Here is a 15,950-nt window from a genome sequence, read left to right as displayed (position 1 = left end):
GATCAGCGGAAGAACAGCTTCTTCTCCGGCTTGGCCGGCTCGGGCGGCTTGTCGTCCTTGCCGGTCGCATCCTTCGCCGCCGGATCCTTGACGGTCGCGTCCTTCGCGGCCGCGGCCTTGGCCGGAGCCTCCTTGGCGGCCGCCGTCTTGTAGTCGGGCGGCGGGATGTCGGGCGCCTGCGGCAGCACGATCACGTTCTCGCCCGGCTTGCCGTCGGACTTGCCGTCGGACTTGGCGTCCGGCTTGGCGTCAGCTTTCGCGTCGCTCTTGGCGTCGGTCTTGGGCTCCGGCACCCGCGTGGTGGCGGGCGGCGGGCGGCGCGCCTCGCGGGCCGCGCGCGCCACCGGCGTCTCCACCACGGGCGGCACGTTGTCGATCACCGGGCCGTCGCCTTTGGCGACGTCGCTCTTGGAGACATCGCCTTTTGCGGCATCGCTCTTGGCGGGCGCCGCCTTGCCGAGGTCGGGCGCCGGCAGCGGGATCGGCTTCTCCTCGGCCTTCTTGGGCGGCACCTCGGAGACCGGCTTGGCCGCCGCGGCACGATCGGCCGGCGTGACCGGCGCGGGCTCGGCGGCTTTCGCGGCGGGCTTCGCCGGGGCGGCCGTCACGGCAGCGGCCGGAGCGCCACCCGGGCGGCCCTGGTCGTGCTCGATCACCGGCCCCTGCGGCGCGAGGTCGGCGATCGGGATGCGCCACTCGAAGGCGTCGATGCGGCCCGAGATCGGCGAGGCCGGCATCCACTTCGCCGACACCAGGCCGTCGGCCGTCCAGGTCGGGTCGCGGGTCGCCTGCAGGGCGCGCCGCATCCATTCGCGCGAGCGGCCGACGTCGCCGCCTTCCTTCTCCTCCAGCTCGGCCATCAGGGTCGCCATGCGCTGGGTCGGCATGGTGAGCATCGGCGTGAGGCTCGACCGGGCGGAGGCGAACTCCTGCGCGTCGATCGCCGCGCGGGCGACCGCCATGGCGCTCTCCGGGGCGTTCGGCGCCAGCTTGGCGAGGGTGCGGATGCGGCCGAGCCGGTCGCGGTTCGACTCGTTGGGGAAGATGTTGGCGTAGGTCTCGACCAGATCCGGATGCGGATTGATCGCATACGCCGCCTCGACCACCTTGGTGGCCTTGCGGGTCTGGCCGCTCTCGGTGAGCAGGCGGCCGGCGAGCGAGGCCGCCGGCACCAGGCCGGGCGACAGCTTGAGCGCCTCGAGCACCAGTGCCTTCGACATCTCGGCGTCGACCTCGCCGGACATCGCGCGGCCGGTCAGCAGCACGGCGCGCTGGCGCTTGTAGGTGTCGCGATCGACCAGCTTGCTGCGCATGTTGCGCTCGAGCGCGGCGAGCGCGCCGGTCCAGTCGCCGGCGGCGCAGCGATACTGCAGAACCGCCTCGGCCGCCCAGGCGAGGTTCGGGGCGGCGCGCGCCGCATCCTCGGCGAAGGCACGGGCCGCGGCGGCGTTGTCGCTGCGCTGCGCCTCGATGAACAGGCCGTGCAGGCCGAGCAGCTTGGTGTCCTGGCGCGCCGCCATGGCCCGGAAGGTGCGCTCCGCCTCGGCCGCGTTGCCGCCGATCTGCGCCGCCTGGGCGCCGAGCAGCAGGGCGAGCGGCTCCTTGGGGGCGAGCCGCTGCGCCTCGTTGGCGAAGCGCCGCGCGGCGAGCGCGTCGCCGGCGCCGATCGCCACGATGCCTTGCGAGATCGCCTTGTAGGCCTTGCGGGCCCGCTTATCGAGACGGCGCGCCGCGAAAGCGGCCGGCGCCTTCACGATGGCGCGCAGGATCGTCCACACCAGGATGACGGCCACGACCAGCGCGACCAGCGCGGCGAGGCCGACCATGACCGAGGTCTCGACCTGGTAGCCGAGCCAGGTGATCGCGATGTCGCCGGGCCGGTCGGCGAGCCACGCCGCACCGAAGGCGAGGGCCGTGACGGCGGCGAGGAACAGAAGGACTCGGAGCATCGGACGAACCTCAAGGAGTGGCGAGCGCCGAGAGCGCGCCGGACGAGACGCGCTGGGCGGCGGCGACGGCGGCCTGACGGGCCTCGGCCTTCTTGATCCACGGCTCGGCCGGCGCGCGCACGGCCGGCGGCAGCTTGGCGAGCTCGGCGAGCGCGCCGGCGAGATCCGCCTGGCGGGCCTTGGCCTCGGCGCGGCCGATCTGGGCCGCGAGGTCGCTCGCCGGCTGGTCCTTCACGGGCCGCCAGCGCACCAGCTTCTCGGCCTGCGACTGCAGGCGGTCGAGATAGTCGTCGCCGGCCGGCAGGTCGCCGGCCTTGAGCATCGCCGGGGCGACCTCGGAGAGCTCGCGGCCGAGCACCAGGGCGCTCGGCACGCCGGTCGCCGCGAACGGCTCCAGCGGCGCGAAGGTCTGCGGGTCGCTGACCAGCTGCTTGGCGGCGGCGAGCTCGCTCGCATACGGAGCGCCGCGCTCCACCAGGCTGCGCAGCGACGAGGTCAGCACCGCGAGCCGCACCGTCTTGTCGGCGACCGGGGCGTTGGCCCGCTGCGTCACCTGCTGCTGGAGCGCCGTGAGGTTGCGCTCGACCGTCGCCGCCTTGGTGCCGGCCGCGTCGGCCCGCGCCGCGACGGCGTCGAGCTCGGCCGGCTGCACGCCGGGCGCCGCCGGGGCCGCGACGCCGGCGCCCGCCTTGGCGGTCTCCTCGATGCGCCGCTCGGCGCGGGCGAGCTGCTCGGCGAGCTTGCCGACGGCGGCTTCGGCGGCGGCGAGACGGCCGGCGAGCGCCGGATCGCCGTTGGCCTGGCGGGCCGCGGCCGTGACGGCGGCCTCGACGCGGCCGAGCCGGCCGGCGACGTCGGCCGGAAGCTGGGCGGTCGGCGCCGGGCGCTGGGCGAGGTCGGCGACCTGCAGCTCGAGCCGAGCGAGCTTCGCGGCGGTGCCGTCACCGCCGGCGTCCAGCGGGTTGAAGGTGATCCAGGCGGCGCCGGCGGCGGCCACCACGGCCCCGCCGACCAGCCCGGCAGCGAACAGGCTGCCCCAGTTCGTCGGGGCGGGCGTCGACCGCGCCATCGCGGTGTCCTCTCGGGTTCGACCGGGGGCGGGTCGGGTTGCATCCGGGCCGGCCTTGGTCTCGGCGACCTTGGTCTCGGCGGGTTTCGTGTCGGCGACCTTGGCATCGGCAACGGCCGGCGCGGCCGGCTTCGGCGCCGCCCCGGCGGGCTGGCCGGGAGATGGCTGGCCGGCCGGCACGGGCTTGGGCGGCGTCGCCGCCGCCTGCCCGACCGTCGGAGGAACGACCGTCGGCTGCGGCGCGCCCGGCTTGCTCGGCTGCGCATGAAGCACGGTCGGCTGGGAGGCGGACGGCGTCGGCGCGCCCGGCTTGCCGGCGGCGGACGCCGGGGCGGAGCTGTCGGAGCGATTCGGGGTCGTCGCGGCAGGCGACGGCGAGGCCTCGGCGCGCGCCTTGTTGCCCTCGGAGGGCGGCGGGCCTTGGTTGTCGGGCTTGTCTGCCGGTGGTGTCTTGGGGTCGGCCATCCACCTCTCCCGCTGCAATTGCGGACCATGTCGTCCAATGCGGATCACACCGCCATACTGCGCCGGTTTGGTGACGGCAACAACGGCGTCCCCGGCACCGGAGTCGCATCACTAAAGAAGCGCGAACAGGCTCGCCTCGTCCGGGTGCGCAGCCACGCGCACGTCCTGCGCGCCCGTGTCGAAGAGCGCCGCTGCAACCTGCGCCGACAGGCACAAGTGCCGCACGGCACGCGCCGCTCCGTCGAGCGAATCGACGCTGCAGGCGGCCAGGAACGCCGCCGCGGTGCGACGCGAGTAATGCAGCACCGCATCGATCTCCCGTGCCGCGAGCGCCGCTCGCACCGCGTCGGGCAGCCGCGTCTGCGCGACCGCGCGATAGACCACGACGGTCTTCACCGACAGGCCGTGCCCCGCGAGCAGGCTTTCGAGATCGCCGGCCCGCTCCTCGCCGGCGAGATAAAGCACCGGATCGGTCGCGCCCGGCAGCGCCGCCGCGATCGTCTCGGCGAGCGCCTGCACGTCGCCGTCGGCGGAGCGCACGTCGGCGAGGCCTGCGGCGCGCACCGCCTTGGCGGTCTTGCCGCCGACCGTGAACACCGGCACGCCGGAGAGCGGAAGCGACACGAGGGCCGGGATGGCATTGGCACTGGTGACGGCGACGGCCGCCCACGGGCCGTCGCCGATCGCCGGATCGGCGACCGGAACGATGCCGAGGAGTGGCGCGACCAGCACGTCGTGACCGCGCGCGCGCAGCGCGGCCGCCGTGCGGGCGCCGTCCGGATCGGGCCGCGTGACGAGCAGCCGCACGCGCGCCTCCGTCGGGTCAGAGGTGGGCGAAGAAGTCCGGGCCGCCCCGCTCCTTCAGCTCGCGACCCGCATCGGCACCGAGCGCCTCGGCGTCGGCGACGACGCCGTCGCGGGACGTTTCGTGGGCGACGCTGCCGTCGGTCTTCACGATCAGGCCGCGCAGAGAAAGCCGGTCGCCCGCCACCGTCGCGTGGCCGGCGATCGGCGTGCGGCACGAGCCGTCCAGAGCCCGCAGGAAGGCGCGCTCGGCGGTCAGCGCCGTGCGGGTGATGCCGTCGTCGATCTTCGCGAGGATGTCCCGGGTGCGGGTGTCGGCCTCGCGGCACTCGATGCCGACCGCGCCCTGGCCGACCGCCGGCAGGAAGATGGCGACGTCGAACAGCGAGGTCGCCTTGTCGGCGAGCCCGAGGCGCTTCAGCCCCGCATAGGCCAAGAGCGTCGCGTCGACCTCGCCGGTCTCGACCTTGCGCAGCCGCGTGTCGACATTGCCGCGGATCGAGACGACCTCGATGTCGGGGCGCAGGCGCTTGACCATCGCGCCGCGCCGCAGTGACGCGGTGCCGACCACGGACCCGGGCGGCAGCGCGGCGAGCGTCGCGGCCTTCTTGCAGATGAAGGCGTCGCGGACGTCCTCGCGCGGCAGGCAGGCGACCAGCGCCAGCCCGTCCGGCAGGTTGGTCTCCATGTCCTTGGAGGAGTGCACGGCGAGGTCGACCGCATTGTCGAACAGCGCCTGCTCGATCTCCTTGGTGAACAGTCCCTTGCCGCCGACCTCGGCGAGCGGACGGTCCTGGATGATGTCGCCCGACGTCTTGATGATCGTGATCTCGATGGCCTCGAGCGGCACGCCGTGCGCGGCGGCGAGGCGCTTCTGCGTCTCGTGGGCCTGCCAGAGAGCGAGAGGGCTGCCCCGGGTTCCGATGCGGACGAAGGGCGGGGACGAGGATTGCGCCATGACACCTCACAATGCTACGCCGGGACCCTAATAGAAGCGGGTTTGCGCAGAAGGACTTATAGGAGCCGCCTCGGCGCAAGGGAAGGGGACGGAGGCGACGTGCGTAGTCGCCGGTATGCATGATCGTCGACCCATGATCTTTCACCCATGATCTCTTACGCTTGATCTTGCACCCATGATCGTTCTCGGGCTGGAGACGACCTGTGACGAGACCGCCGCCGCCGTGGTCGAGCGCGACGACGACGGGCGCGGCCGGATTCTGTCCAATGTCGTGTTCTCGCAGATCGACGAGCACGCGGCCTTCGGCGGCGTGGTGCCGGAGATCGCGGCGCGCGCCCATGTCGAGATTCTCGACGGCCTGATCGCCCAGGCGATGCGCGAGTCCGGCCGGCACTTCGCCGAGCTCGACGGCGTCGCGGCCGCCGCCGGCCCGGGGCTGATCGGCGGCCTGATCGTCGGGCTGACCACGGCCAAGGCGATCGCCCTCGTCCACGAGAAGCCGCTGATCGCCGTCAACCATCTCGAGGCGCACGCCCTGACGGCGCGGCTGACCAACGACCTGCCGTTCCCCTACTGCCTGTTCCTCGCCTCCGGCGGGCACACCCAGATCGTCGCCGTGCTCGGCGTCGGCGACTATGTCCGGCTCGGCACGACGCGCGACGACGCGATCGGCGAGGCGTTCGACAAGACTGCCAAGACGCTCGGCCTCGACTATCCGGGCGGCCCGGCCGTGGAGCGCGTCGCCCGCCAGGGCGATCCCGAGCGATTCGCCCTGCCGCGCCCGATGGTCGGCCGCCCCGACGCCGACTTCTCGCTGTCCGGCCTCAAGACCGCGGTGCGGCTGGAGGCCGAGCGGCAGGCGCCGCTGTCCGACCAGGACGTCGCGGATCTGTGCGCCTCCTTCCAGGCCGCCGTCGCCGACATGGTGCGCGACCGGCTGCGCGCCGGGCTGAAGCTGTTCCGCGAGCGATTCGGCCAGCCGATGGCTTTGGTCGCGGCCGGCGGCGTCGCTTCCAACCAGGTGATCCGGGCGCTCCTGAACGCCAGCGCGCTCGACGGCGGCACCGTGCTGGTGCTGCCGCGGCCGGAGCTGTGCACCGACAACGGCGCCATGATCGCCTGGGCCGGGGCCGAGCGGCTCGCCTACGGCCTCACCGACACGCTCGACGCCGCCCCGAGACCGCGCTGGCCGCTCGACAGCGTGCGCAAACCGACCGCGCCGCCCCCCCGACCGGGATTCGGGCCCGGATCAGGGTCGGGGTTCGACCTTGCCGGCGACCCGGTGCCCGCGTGATCCGACCGTGACCTCGCTTCAGCGCATCGCCGTGATCGGGGCCGGCGCCTGGGGCGCCGCCCTCGCCAATGTGGCGGCGCGGGCCGGCCGCGACGTCGTGCTGGTCGCCCGCGACGCGCAGGCCGCCGACGCGGTGCGCCGCGCCGGCGCCTCGCCGCATCTGCCCGACGTCGCGCTGGACCGCACCATCGCGGTGGCGAGCGGGATCGACGCCGTCGCCGGGGCCGACGCCGTGCTGCTGGTGGTGCCGGCGCAGGCGCACGGCCCGATCGCCGCGACGCTCGCCCCGGTGCTGGCGCCGGGCACGCCCGTGGTCGCTTGCGCAAAGGGGATCGAGCGCGGCACCCGGCGCTTCATGACCGAGGTGATCGCCGCGGCGCTGCCGGGCGCGACGCCGGCGATCCTGTCCGGCCCGAGCTTCGCGGCCGACGTCGCCCGCGGGCTCCCGACCGCCGTGACGCTGGCGGCCGCCGACGACGCCGTCGCGGTGGCGCTCGCGCACGCCCTCGGCACGCCGACCTTCCGGCCCTATCACGCCACCGACCTGCGCGGGGTCGAGATCGGCGGCGCCGCCAAGAACGTGCTCGCCATCGCGGTCGGCATCGTGCGCGGCCGAAGGCTCGGCGCCAGCGCGGCGGCGGCGCTGACCACGCGCGGCTTCGCCGAGCTGATGCGCTTCGGCCGCGCCTACGGGGCGCGCCCCGAGACCCTCACGGGCCTGTCCGGCCTCGGCGACCTGATCCTCACCTGCTCGAGCCACCAGTCGCGAAACTTCTCGCTCGGCATCGCGATCGGCGAAGGACTGTCACCCGGCGAGGCACGCCAGAGCGGCCTGCTCGCCGAGGGCGCCTTCACGGCGCCCGTGCTGGTCGAGATGGCGGGCGAGCGCGACGTCGACATGCCGATCGCCGCCGCCGTCGCCGCCGTTCTCGACGGCCGCCTCGGCGTCGACCAGGCGATCGCGGCGCTGACGACCCGGCCGTTCCGGGCCGAGCATTGATGACGACCCCGTCATTCCGGGGCGCGCTGAAAGCGCGAACCCGGAATCCAGCGACAGGCTCCGCGATCGCGGCTGGATTCCGGGTTCGAGCGCCTTCGGCACTCGCCCCGGAATGACCCGAAGAGACGGAGAACGTTTCGATGCCCTACTGGCTGGTGAAGTCCGAGCCCTCGACCTGGTCGTGGGACGACCAGGTGAAGCGCGGCGACGAGGGCGAGCCGTGGACCGGGGTGCGCAACCACACGGCCAAGCTCAACCTGATGAAGATGAAGACGGGCGACCGGGCGTTCTTCTACCACTCGGTCGACGAGAAGCGGATCGTCGGCATCGCCGAGATTCTGCGCGAGCACTATCCGGACCCGACCGCCGAGCCGGGCAGCCCGTGGGTCGTCGTCGACCTCAAGGCCGTCGCCCCGCTGAAGACCCCGGTGACGCTCGCCGACATCAAGGCGGAGAAGAGCCTCGCCGACATGGCGCTGCTCAAGCAGTCGCGCCTCTCGGTCCAGCCGGTGACGGCGGCCGAATGGAAGACGATCTGCAAGATGGGCGGCGTGAAGGGGTGACGGCGCCGCACCGCACCTCGCGACGCTCTTCTGCCGTCTTGGGCCGTCGCAACTCCCGACCTTCGTCATGGCCGGGCTTGTCCCGGCCATCCACGCTCTTGGTCACGAGACGCCGCAAGGTCGTGGATGCCCGCGACGAGCGCGGGCATGACGAGTCTCGGGATATGAAAGCTGGCATCACCTCCACGGATCGACGACCGGGACCTCGGCGCGGCTGAAATCGTCGGTGTCGCGCGTCACCACGGTGAGGCCGTGAACCAGCGCCGTGGCGGCGATGATCAGATCGGGCTGCGAATAGGTGTGGCCCGCCTTGCGACCGGCCTCGACGAGAATCCGCCATTCGAGCATCACGTCCTCGGTCACGGCGAGCACGCGGGTCTCGAACATCGGGCGCTCCGTTGCGGCGAGCCAGTCGGCCAGCGCGGTCCGCCGGCCGGTGTCGGCGACGAGCGCGATGCCGAAGCGCAGCTCGGCCAGCGTCACGACGCTCACATGCAGCGAGTCGAGCGGCTTGGTCGCGATGAAATCGACGACCTTCATGTTCGGCTTCGGGCGGCGCAGCTCGGACAGGATGTTCGTGTCGAGCAGCCAGCCCGTCACGGCTCGGCTCCGCGGATGGTCAGGCGGGACCGTTCCGGCTCGATCTCGATATCCTTGTGGGGCGAGGCCTGCAGGGCGGCGACCAGGGCCGCGCCGGTGGCGCCGCCGGCGAGCCGTCGAAACTCCTCGGCGGCGACGACCACCACGTCGCCGCGTCCGCCGGCGGTGACGAGCTGCGGCCCTTCGGTGCGGACGCGCCGGACGACCTCGCCGAAATGCGCCTGCGCATCCTCGAGTCGCCACTGCCCGACCGGGGTCCGTCCGGAGCCTGAACGAGGGGAGCCTGCACCCGTCATGGCAAGACGCTACCGCGGGCGGGTTGCAGCGACAAGGCCGCGCCGCCGCGGCGCGAGCCTCACCGCCCGGTCAGGCGCTGCCAGGCGGCTTTCAGGTAGCTGGAGAACAGCACCAGGGCGACCGCGATGACGATCACGGGCACCCAGAACAGCACCAGGCCGAGCGCCACCAGGAGGATCGCGGCGACGATGCCGCCCAGCACCAGCATGCCGATGGCGACCGCGAAGGGGCCGGGCGGCTCGATCTTGGTGTAGCGGGTGCGCCCCTGCTCGTCGACCGTGATGAAGACGGCGCCCGGGAAGCCTTCGGGCTCGGAGTCGGACGCGCGCGCGCCGCCGGGGCGGACCGGATCGGGCGCGCCGGGCGGGATGATCTCGGGCTCGGCGCGGGGCTGCTCCGCGCGGGGCTGCTCGGGCCGGCCGGGGCGGGGATCGTCGGATCGGAAATCGCTCATGGCGGACCATGTCGGTCTGGGCGCGACGGATCGCCAGTGGCGAAACGCCGCGCAGCGGTAGATTACGAACGGCACTATCGCGCAGTGCCGTACCAGCCACCAGCCATCACGTTTCTTATGCCTGATCAGCTCCTACCGCCCGCCGCCGGATGGCGCCCCATGGTCACGGCCGACCTCGCCGCCGTGCTGGCCGCCGCCGCCGTGGTGCATCCCGATTACCCGGAGGACCGTTCGGTGTTCGCCGAGCGCCTGCGGCTCGCGCCGGACGGCTGCTTCGTGCTCGCCGACCCCGCCGCGACCGAGCCGGCGGCCGCGCGCGGCCTCGCCGGCTATCTCGTCAGCCACCCCTGGCACGCCGACTCGGCCCCGGCGCTCGACACGCTGCTCGGCACGCTCCCGGAGCGGCCCGGGACCTGGTACCTGCACGACCTCGCGCTCCTGCCCGCCGCGCGCGGCGGCGGCGCCGGCACCGCGATCGTGGCGCGGCTCGCCGCGCACGCCCGGACGCGCGGATTCGCGACGATGTCGCTGGTCGCGGTCGGCGGCTCGTCGGGCTTCTGGGGACGGCAGGGCTTTGCCGTCGTCGACGACCCGGCGCTCGCCGAGAAGCTGGCGAGCTACGGGGAGGCGGCCCGCTTCATGCGGCGCGTCTTGTAGGGCGGGCGCGCCTCGCGTCGATGTCGCGGACCTGATCGACGAAACGCCTCGTCCGGTTTTCGGTCTCGTGCCCGGGACAAGGCGCGGCAGGCCGAAGGCCTGATGCGCCGCAGGGCCGGGGCCCGGGAGCCGCACGACGAGCCGTTCGGCAACGACCTCGCCCGATCGCCCCTGGGTTTTGGTTCGCGGCGCTTTGCGCCGCGCCCGGGACACGAGGGTGCCGCGCCCACCCTACGGGGTCGTCGCCTACGGCGCGTAAAGAATCTCCCGGCTCACGCAGGAGAGATCCTTGGTGCCGGTGAGCATCATGGTGATGTCGAGCTCGCGGCGGAACAGATCCAGCACCGCGGCGACGCCGGCTTCGCCCTGCGCCGCGAGCCCGTACAGCCAGGCGCGGCCGATCAGGCAGCCGCGGGCGCCGAGCGCCAGCGCCCGCATCACGTCCTGGCCGGAGCGCACCCCGCCGTCGAAGAGGATCTCGATCCGCTCGCCGACGGCACGGACGATCTCGGGCAGCGCCGTGATGGTGGCGGGCGCACCGTCGAGCTGGCGGCCGCCGTGGTTCGACACCACGATCGCGTCGGCGCCGATCCGCACCGCCTGCGCGGCGTCGGCCGGGTCGAGGATGCCCTTGAGCACCAGCTTGCCCGGCCACAGGTCGCGGATCCACGCCATGTCGTCCCAGTCGAGCGTCTGGTCGAAGTGATTCGACGACCACTCGCCGGCGCCCATCAGGCCGACCTTGTCCTTCAGATAGGCCTCGATGTTGCCGAAGGTCATGCGCTTGCCGCGCAGCACGCCGAGTCCCCAGGCGGGCTTGGTGGCGAGATCGAAGGCGTTGCGCCAGGTGAGGCGCGGCGGCACCGTGAGGCCGTTCTTCAGATCCGCATGGCGCTGCCCTCGCGTCGGCAGATCGACCGTCACGACCAGCACCGGGCACGCGGCGGCCCGCGCCCGCTCGATCATGGCGCGGGAAAAATCGCGGTCGCGCAGCACGTAGAGCTGGAACCAGAACGGCGCCGTGGTCGCCGCCCGCACGTCCTCGATGGTGGCGATCGACATGGTCGACAGGCAGAACGGGATGCCGGCCGCCTCGGCCGCGCGGGCGCCCAGAATCTCGCCGTTGCCGCGGATCAGGCCGGTGAGCCCGGTCGGCGCGATGGCGACCGGCATGGCGGCCTTCTGGCCGACCAGCGTCGTCGCCATCGAGCGGCCCGAGGTGTCGACCAGCACGCGCTGGCGGAAGCGGATGCGGGCGAGCTCGGCCGCGTTCGCCCGCATCGTGGTCTCGTCGTAGGAGCCACTGTCGACATAGCCGAACAGCGCGCGGGGAATTCGCCGACGCGCGAGCGTGCGCAGATCGGCGACGCAGGTGATCGGGGGCAATGCGGGCACTCCGGTCGGGGCTGCGCAGGGGGTGGGGCGCGGCCGGCGGGCCGGATCAGGCGAGGCTGCGGCGGCCCGTGAACTGGCCGGACTTGCGGTAGCGCCACAGATAGGACGGAACCACGGCCGCCATGGTGTGCGGCTCGATGCCGAGCCCGGTCAACGTGCGGTTGTCGCGGATCGCCGCCTCGGAGACGACGTTGTCGGTCTTCAGAAGCTCGACCTGGTCGGGCGTCAGCGGCGGGGTGGGCAGGATCTGCAGCACGCTGCCCAGCATCTTGGCGGCCCAGAACGGCACCGGCAGCAGCAGGCGCTTGCGCTGGGTGATGTCGAGCACCAGCCGCATCAGCTCCTTGAAGGTCGCGACGTCGGGTCCGCCGATCTCGTAGACGCCGGGCGCCACCGCACCGGCGACCGCCTTGTGCACGGCCTCGGCGACGTCGCCGCCATACACGGGCTGGAACTTGGTGCGGCCGCCGCCGATCAGCGGCAGGGCCGGCGCGATGCGGGCCATCGCCGCGAACTTGTTGAAGAAGGCGTCGTCCGGCCCGAAGATCACCGAGGGGCGCAGGATGATCGCATCCGGTACGGCGGCCAGAACGGCCGCCTCGGCCTGGCCCTTGGTGCGGGCATAGAGGGCGGACGAGTCGGGATCGGCGCCGATCGCCGAGACATGGATGAGCCGCGCGCCCTGCGCCGCGGCGGCGCGCGCGACGTTCGCCGCCCCCTCCACATGCACGGCCTCGAACGACTGCTTGCCGTGCTCGAACAGGACCCCGACCAGGTTGATCACCACGTCGGCGTCGCGCACCGCCGCGTCGACCGATTCGGCGTTGCGCAGATTCGCCTGCACGGCGTGGATCTGGCCGACACGGCCGAGCGGCTGCAGGTGGCCGGCGAGATCGGGGCGGCGCACCGCGATGCGCAGGCGGGCGAGGTCGGGCGCCAGCGCCCGCACCACGTGCCGGCCGAGGAAGCCGGAGCCGCCGAAGATGGTGACGAGGCTGTCTGAGCCGGGGGTCGAGCTGGACATCGCCATGGCGGCCGGATCTCCCGAGATTTTCGCCCCGATTCGCGTGCCGGCGCCGGCCGCGGAGGGCTCCCGGCGTCATACGGGATGGCGGGCCGGCCGTCCAGGGGAGCCCTTTTGCGCCGCCGCGACCCCGACCATGGCCGAGCTCGAACGTCGCTCCGGCCCCCTTGCCCTGGAGGCGCGCCGAGCGCGGGGAGCACCACAGCGATTCGGTCCATGACCGTTTGGGCGGCGGCCGCGGCCATCCCATCGCCTCCGCGCCGGCCCGCCTGCGCACCGCATGCCGCCCCTGCGGCCGCCGCGCCGATTTCCGTCACGGCGCCGTTGACAAGACGGAACCCGCTCCCTTATGTGAGCGCCCTTGGGCCCAGGTGGCGGAATTGGTAGACGCGCTGGTTTCAGGTACCAGTGGTGCAAGCCGTGGAGGTTCGAGTCCTCTCCTGGGCACCAAGCGGCCCCCCGAGCGTCCGAAATCGCGAAATCCCTGAACGGTCCCTCCGTCGGCCGGTGGCCTGCCGATCGGCGGCGCATGATTCTGGCGACCGCGTAGACGCTGGACGGCTTGGTTCGACCCAACTCCGGATGCTGCATCGCGTGCGGAGGCCGCCTGCCCAACCACCCCCAGTTCCCCCCCCTCCGCAACCCCCGCAGTCCCGCGCGATCACATGCGCGTCATCCGGGCCGGGGCTGTCCAGTTCTGCATACTCTCGGCGCGCGGCGGATCTTAGGGCTCTCGGAGGTGGACCGATGCTCTCAGCTGGCCGACGAGGTGCTCCATGGTTTCCCGCAGAGACACGATGCTGGGCGGACTCTCCCTTCTCGCCGCGAGCGCGTTCGGCGCCCCGGCCCAGTCCTTCGACGGGCCGTTGCGCGACCTGATCTACGATGCCGAGGACTTCAAGATCGCCTCGGACGCCTATGTGTTCGGCTACCCGCTCGTGACCATGGAGATGACGCGGCGGGTGATGACCAACGTGGCGACGCCGGAGGGATCGCGCGCCCCGATGGGGCGGCTCCTCAAGATGCGGCAATACCCGGACGCGAGCTTCCGGGACGTCACGGCGCCGAACGCCGACACGCTCTACACCACGGCCTGGCTCGACGTCGGCGACGAGCCGTGGGTGGTCGAGGTGCCCGACATGAAGGGGCGCTACTTCCTGCTGCCGTTCCTCAGCGGCTGGACCGACGTGTTCGCGGTGCCGGGCACCCGCACCACCGGCACGCAGGCGCAGGCCTTTCTGATCACCGGCCCGAGCTGGTCCGGACAGGTCCCGGCCGGACTCACGCAGCTGAAGTCGCCGACCAGCCTGGTCTGGATGCTCGGCCGCATCTACTGCTCCGGCACGCCGGAGGATTACGCCGCCGTGCATGCGCTGCAGGATCAGTTCAGGCTCTATCCGCTGTCGGCGCGCGGTAAGGCCTGGGAACCGCCGGCCGCCAAGGTCGATCCGGCGATCGACATGAAGACGCCGGTCCGCGACCAGGTGAACGGCATGACCGCGGTGGCGTATTTCACACTGCTCGCCGACCTGATGAAGCGCAATCCGCCGTCCGCCAAGGACGCACCCGCGATGGAGCGCTTCCGCCAGATCGGCCTCGTGGCCGGCCAGCCCTTCGATCCGAAGGCCGTCGACCATCGCTGGGACAAGCGACTGCCGGAACTGTCGTTCGACCGCATCATGCTGCATTTCAAGTTCAGCGGCGGCGACGTCTCCGAGATCAACGGCTGGGGCTTCACGCTGAAGACCGGCACCTACGGCACCGACTATCTGCAGCGCGCCCTGATCACGGCGATCGGGCTCGGCGCCAACCGGCCGCAGGACGCCGTCTACCCGACCTCGCTCAAGGACGCGCACGGCAAGGCCTACGAGGGTTCGAGCAGATACGTCCTGCGCTTCGCCAAGGGCGAGCTGCCGCCGGTCAAGGGCTTCTGGTCGCTGACCATGTACGACGACAAGTACTTCTTCGTCGCGAATCCGATCAACCGCTACGCGATGAGCATGCGGACCAACCCCAAGCTCGAGCCTGACGGATCGCTGGTGATCTACGTCCAGAACGAGAGCCCGGGCGCCGACAAGGAGGCGAACTGGCTGCCGGCGCCGAAGGGCAAGTTCTACCTGATGCTCCGGCTCTACTGGCCGGACGAGAACGCCCCGTCGATCCTCGACGGCTCGTGGGTCATCCCGGCCGTGACAAAGGCGAGCTGATCAGGAGCCATTGAAGAGCTCGCCCGCGCGCCACCGGTCCCCCGGCGGCGCGCGCGACGGGTGAAGAGCCTCACGCCGTGATGGCGACGCTCTCGCGGGTCCAGGCGGGTCCAGGCGCGCGCCTGGTCGCCGAGCGTGAGGCCGGGCCGGGTCGGCACCGGCATGCGGCCGTCGCGGATCTCGCGGCGCTCCCCGAACAGCGGCTCCGGCCCCCGGTGCCGTCGCTCACCACCGTGAACGTCGACGGCGCCGCCATCGGCCGCCTCGCCGGCGAGATGATCGTGGCGCGCGGCCGCGCCGAGACCGTGCCGGAGCGTATCGTCGAGGTCGGTTTCGAGGTCGTGCAGCGGCAGTCGGCGTAGCGAGGGGGCTGGCGCCGCCGCTCGCACCAGCGGCCGGGACGTTGCGGAGGGGCAATGCAGGCCGGCCGCCACCGACGGCGCATCGTCGCGCCGCGCACCGCCGTTCACAGATGAAAGTCAAAGCCCCACGGTATTGCCCGCGAGACGGATCAACATCGGCCGCAAACCTGAAACAATCTCAGCATTGCCGCGACGATGATCCGCTCCGACCGCAACTCCGTGGGGCCGACTCGACATGCCATTTTCTTAAGTGCATGGAATCGAGTCAATCTTCGAATCTACGTAATACCTTCACCTATCACGTCTGAGACGAATGTTCTAATGCAGATCGTTACACCTCGACGCTGCTGCCGGATGGCCGCGGACACTTCGGGGGGGCCTGGCGTTCGGCGGAATCGGTTCTGGGATCGGTTCTGGGATCGGCGACGGAGGCGAGCCGCACAGAAGGGTCCGAACGGCCGGAGGGACGGTTCCGACGCGCCCCTCGTGTGATCAACCACATGTATTGATCCCGAGACATGACAGCAGCGAGCGCAACAGCGGCCCGGACGGACATCGACTGCGACAGAACGGCCCTGTAGACGGCGAGCTTTCGAGATCGCGCCACGAGTGCCCGAAAATACAAGTTTTTCCTGCCGAAGTAATACTCTCCTGCGGAGATCAGCTCGTCAGCTTCGGGCCCTCTCGATCGACTGTCGAGAACAAGCAGGATGAGCCGTGCCGCCGACCATGAACGATGCTGCGACATTTTAGCATCATAAGTCCGATCCCGCGCATATGGAATAATCCCCCGGGAGTACGTAGTGGCCATCGCAGGGACGACTAGCCTGCTGCGCTAGAGCGGAATCCGAT

At 72.0% G+C, this 15,950-nt stretch carries 15 protein-coding genes and 1 tRNA gene; 7 read left to right on the top strand and 9 right to left on the bottom strand.

The features are described 5' to 3' along the window. Positions 1-2: 2 nt before the first annotated feature. The 4 genes from ABTU92_RS22760 to hemC all read right to left on the bottom strand — a co-directional run bounded on the left by ABTU92_RS22760 (position 3) and on the right by hemC (position 5,245). The gene (locus ABTU92_RS22760) at positions 3-1,949 is read right to left on the bottom strand and encodes a heme biosynthesis protein HemY (protein WP_408093907.1); all 1,947 of its coding nucleotides are present in this window, start codon (positions 1,947-1,949) and stop codon (positions 3-5) included. Positions 1,950-1,959: 10 nt separating this feature from the next. Further along, a complete protein-coding gene (locus ABTU92_RS22755; protein WP_408093906.1) occupies positions 1,960-3,483 on the bottom strand; it encodes a hypothetical protein in 1,524 nt (507 codons plus the stop codon). A 111-nt stretch (positions 3,484-3,594) separates the two neighbouring features. Then, positions 3,595-4,290, bottom strand: a complete 696-nt coding sequence (locus tag ABTU92_RS22750; RefSeq protein ID WP_408093905.1) for a uroporphyrinogen-III synthase — start codon at positions 4,288-4,290, stop codon at positions 3,595-3,597. A 16-nt stretch (positions 4,291-4,306) separates the two neighbouring features. Further along, on the bottom strand, positions 4,307-5,245 hold the full coding sequence (gene hemC, locus ABTU92_RS22745) for a hydroxymethylbilane synthase (protein ID WP_408093904.1): 939 nt from the start codon (positions 5,243-5,245) through the stop codon (positions 4,307-4,309). A 175-nt stretch (positions 5,246-5,420) separates the two neighbouring features. On the opposite strand from hemC, the gene tsaD reads away from it, so the two are divergent. The 3 genes from tsaD to ABTU92_RS22730 all read left to right on the top strand — a co-directional run bounded on the left by tsaD (position 5,421) and on the right by ABTU92_RS22730 (position 8,102). Continuing rightward, positions 5,421-6,539, top strand: a complete 1,119-nt coding sequence (tsaD, locus tag ABTU92_RS22740; protein ID WP_408093903.1) for a tRNA (adenosine(37)-N6)-threonylcarbamoyltransferase complex transferase subunit TsaD — start codon at positions 5,421-5,423, stop codon at positions 6,537-6,539. Positions 6,540-6,546: 7 nt separating this feature from the next. Continuing rightward, positions 6,547-7,539, top strand: coding sequence for an NAD(P)H-dependent glycerol-3-phosphate dehydrogenase (locus ABTU92_RS22735; RefSeq protein ID WP_408093902.1), 993 nt, complete (start codon positions 6,547-6,549; stop codon positions 7,537-7,539). A 140-nt stretch (positions 7,540-7,679) separates the two neighbouring features. Further along, entirely contained in the window at positions 7,680-8,102 is a 423-nt protein-coding gene (locus ABTU92_RS22730) for an EVE domain-containing protein (protein WP_408093901.1), read from the top strand. Between the two features lie 177 nt (positions 8,103-8,279). Here the strand turns inward: ABTU92_RS22730 and ABTU92_RS22725 are convergent, their stop codons facing one another. From ABTU92_RS22725 to ABTU92_RS22715, 3 genes are read right to left on the bottom strand one after another with little or no spacing between them, the layout of a single operon-like run. Continuing rightward, positions 8,280-8,702 carry a type II toxin-antitoxin system VapC family toxin gene (locus ABTU92_RS22725; RefSeq protein ID WP_408093900.1) on the bottom strand — a complete coding sequence of 141 codons (423 nt, stop codon included), beginning with the start codon at positions 8,700-8,702 and terminating at the stop codon, positions 8,280-8,282. Beyond that, positions 8,699-8,998 (bottom strand): type II toxin-antitoxin system Phd/YefM family antitoxin, encoded by a 300-nt coding sequence (locus ABTU92_RS22720; protein WP_408093899.1) that lies wholly within the window; start codon positions 8,996-8,998, stop codon positions 8,699-8,701. The genes ABTU92_RS22725 and ABTU92_RS22720 overlap by 4 nt, the downstream gene beginning before the upstream one ends. Positions 8,999-9,057: 59 nt before the next feature. Further along, positions 9,058-9,453: a hypothetical protein gene (locus tag ABTU92_RS22715; RefSeq protein ID WP_408093898.1), complete on the bottom strand. Its 396-nt coding sequence runs from the start codon at positions 9,451-9,453 to the stop codon at positions 9,058-9,060. Between the two features lie 159 nt (positions 9,454-9,612). On the opposite strand from ABTU92_RS22715, the gene ABTU92_RS22710 reads away from it, so the two are divergent. Further along, on the top strand, positions 9,613-10,110 hold the full coding sequence (locus ABTU92_RS22710) for a GNAT family N-acetyltransferase (protein ID WP_408093897.1): 498 nt from the start codon (positions 9,613-9,615) through the stop codon (positions 10,108-10,110). A 246-nt stretch (positions 10,111-10,356) separates the two neighbouring features. Here ABTU92_RS22710 and ABTU92_RS22705 read toward each other — a convergent pair whose 3' ends face one another. Both ABTU92_RS22705 and ABTU92_RS22700 read right to left on the bottom strand, forming a co-directional pair. Next, positions 10,357-11,496: an L-lactate dehydrogenase gene (locus ABTU92_RS22705; protein WP_408093896.1), complete on the bottom strand. Its 1,140-nt coding sequence runs from the start codon at positions 11,494-11,496 to the stop codon at positions 10,357-10,359. Positions 11,497-11,551: 55 nt separating this feature from the next. After that, positions 11,552-12,535 (bottom strand): complex I NDUFA9 subunit family protein, encoded by a 984-nt coding sequence (locus tag ABTU92_RS22700; RefSeq protein WP_408093895.1) that lies wholly within the window; start codon positions 12,533-12,535, stop codon positions 11,552-11,554. A gap of 359 nt (positions 12,536-12,894) precedes the next feature. On the opposite strand from ABTU92_RS22700, the gene ABTU92_RS22695 reads away from it, so the two are divergent. The 3 genes from ABTU92_RS22695 to ABTU92_RS22685 all read left to right on the top strand — a co-directional run bounded on the left by ABTU92_RS22695 (position 12,895) and on the right by ABTU92_RS22685 (position 15,098). After that, a tRNA-Leu gene (locus ABTU92_RS22695) sits at positions 12,895-12,979 on the top strand. Between the two features lie 326 nt (positions 12,980-13,305). Then, positions 13,306-14,736 (top strand): DUF1254 domain-containing protein, encoded by a 1,431-nt coding sequence (locus ABTU92_RS22690; RefSeq protein ID WP_408093894.1) that lies wholly within the window; start codon positions 13,306-13,308, stop codon positions 14,734-14,736. A 77-nt stretch (positions 14,737-14,813) separates the two neighbouring features. After that, complete coding sequence (locus ABTU92_RS22685) at positions 14,814-15,098, top strand: hypothetical protein (RefSeq protein ID WP_408093893.1); 285 nt, start codon at positions 14,814-14,816, stop codon at positions 15,096-15,098. Positions 15,099-15,950: the final 852 nt, after the last annotated feature.

Source organism: Rhodoplanes sp. SY1 (assembly GCF_046000175.1).
Taxonomy (GTDB): domain Bacteria; phylum Pseudomonadota; class Alphaproteobacteria; order Rhizobiales; family Xanthobacteraceae; genus Rhodoplanes.
The sequence above is the reverse complement of the archived record's forward strand: the minus strand, read 5'-3'. Positions and strand labels throughout refer to the sequence as shown.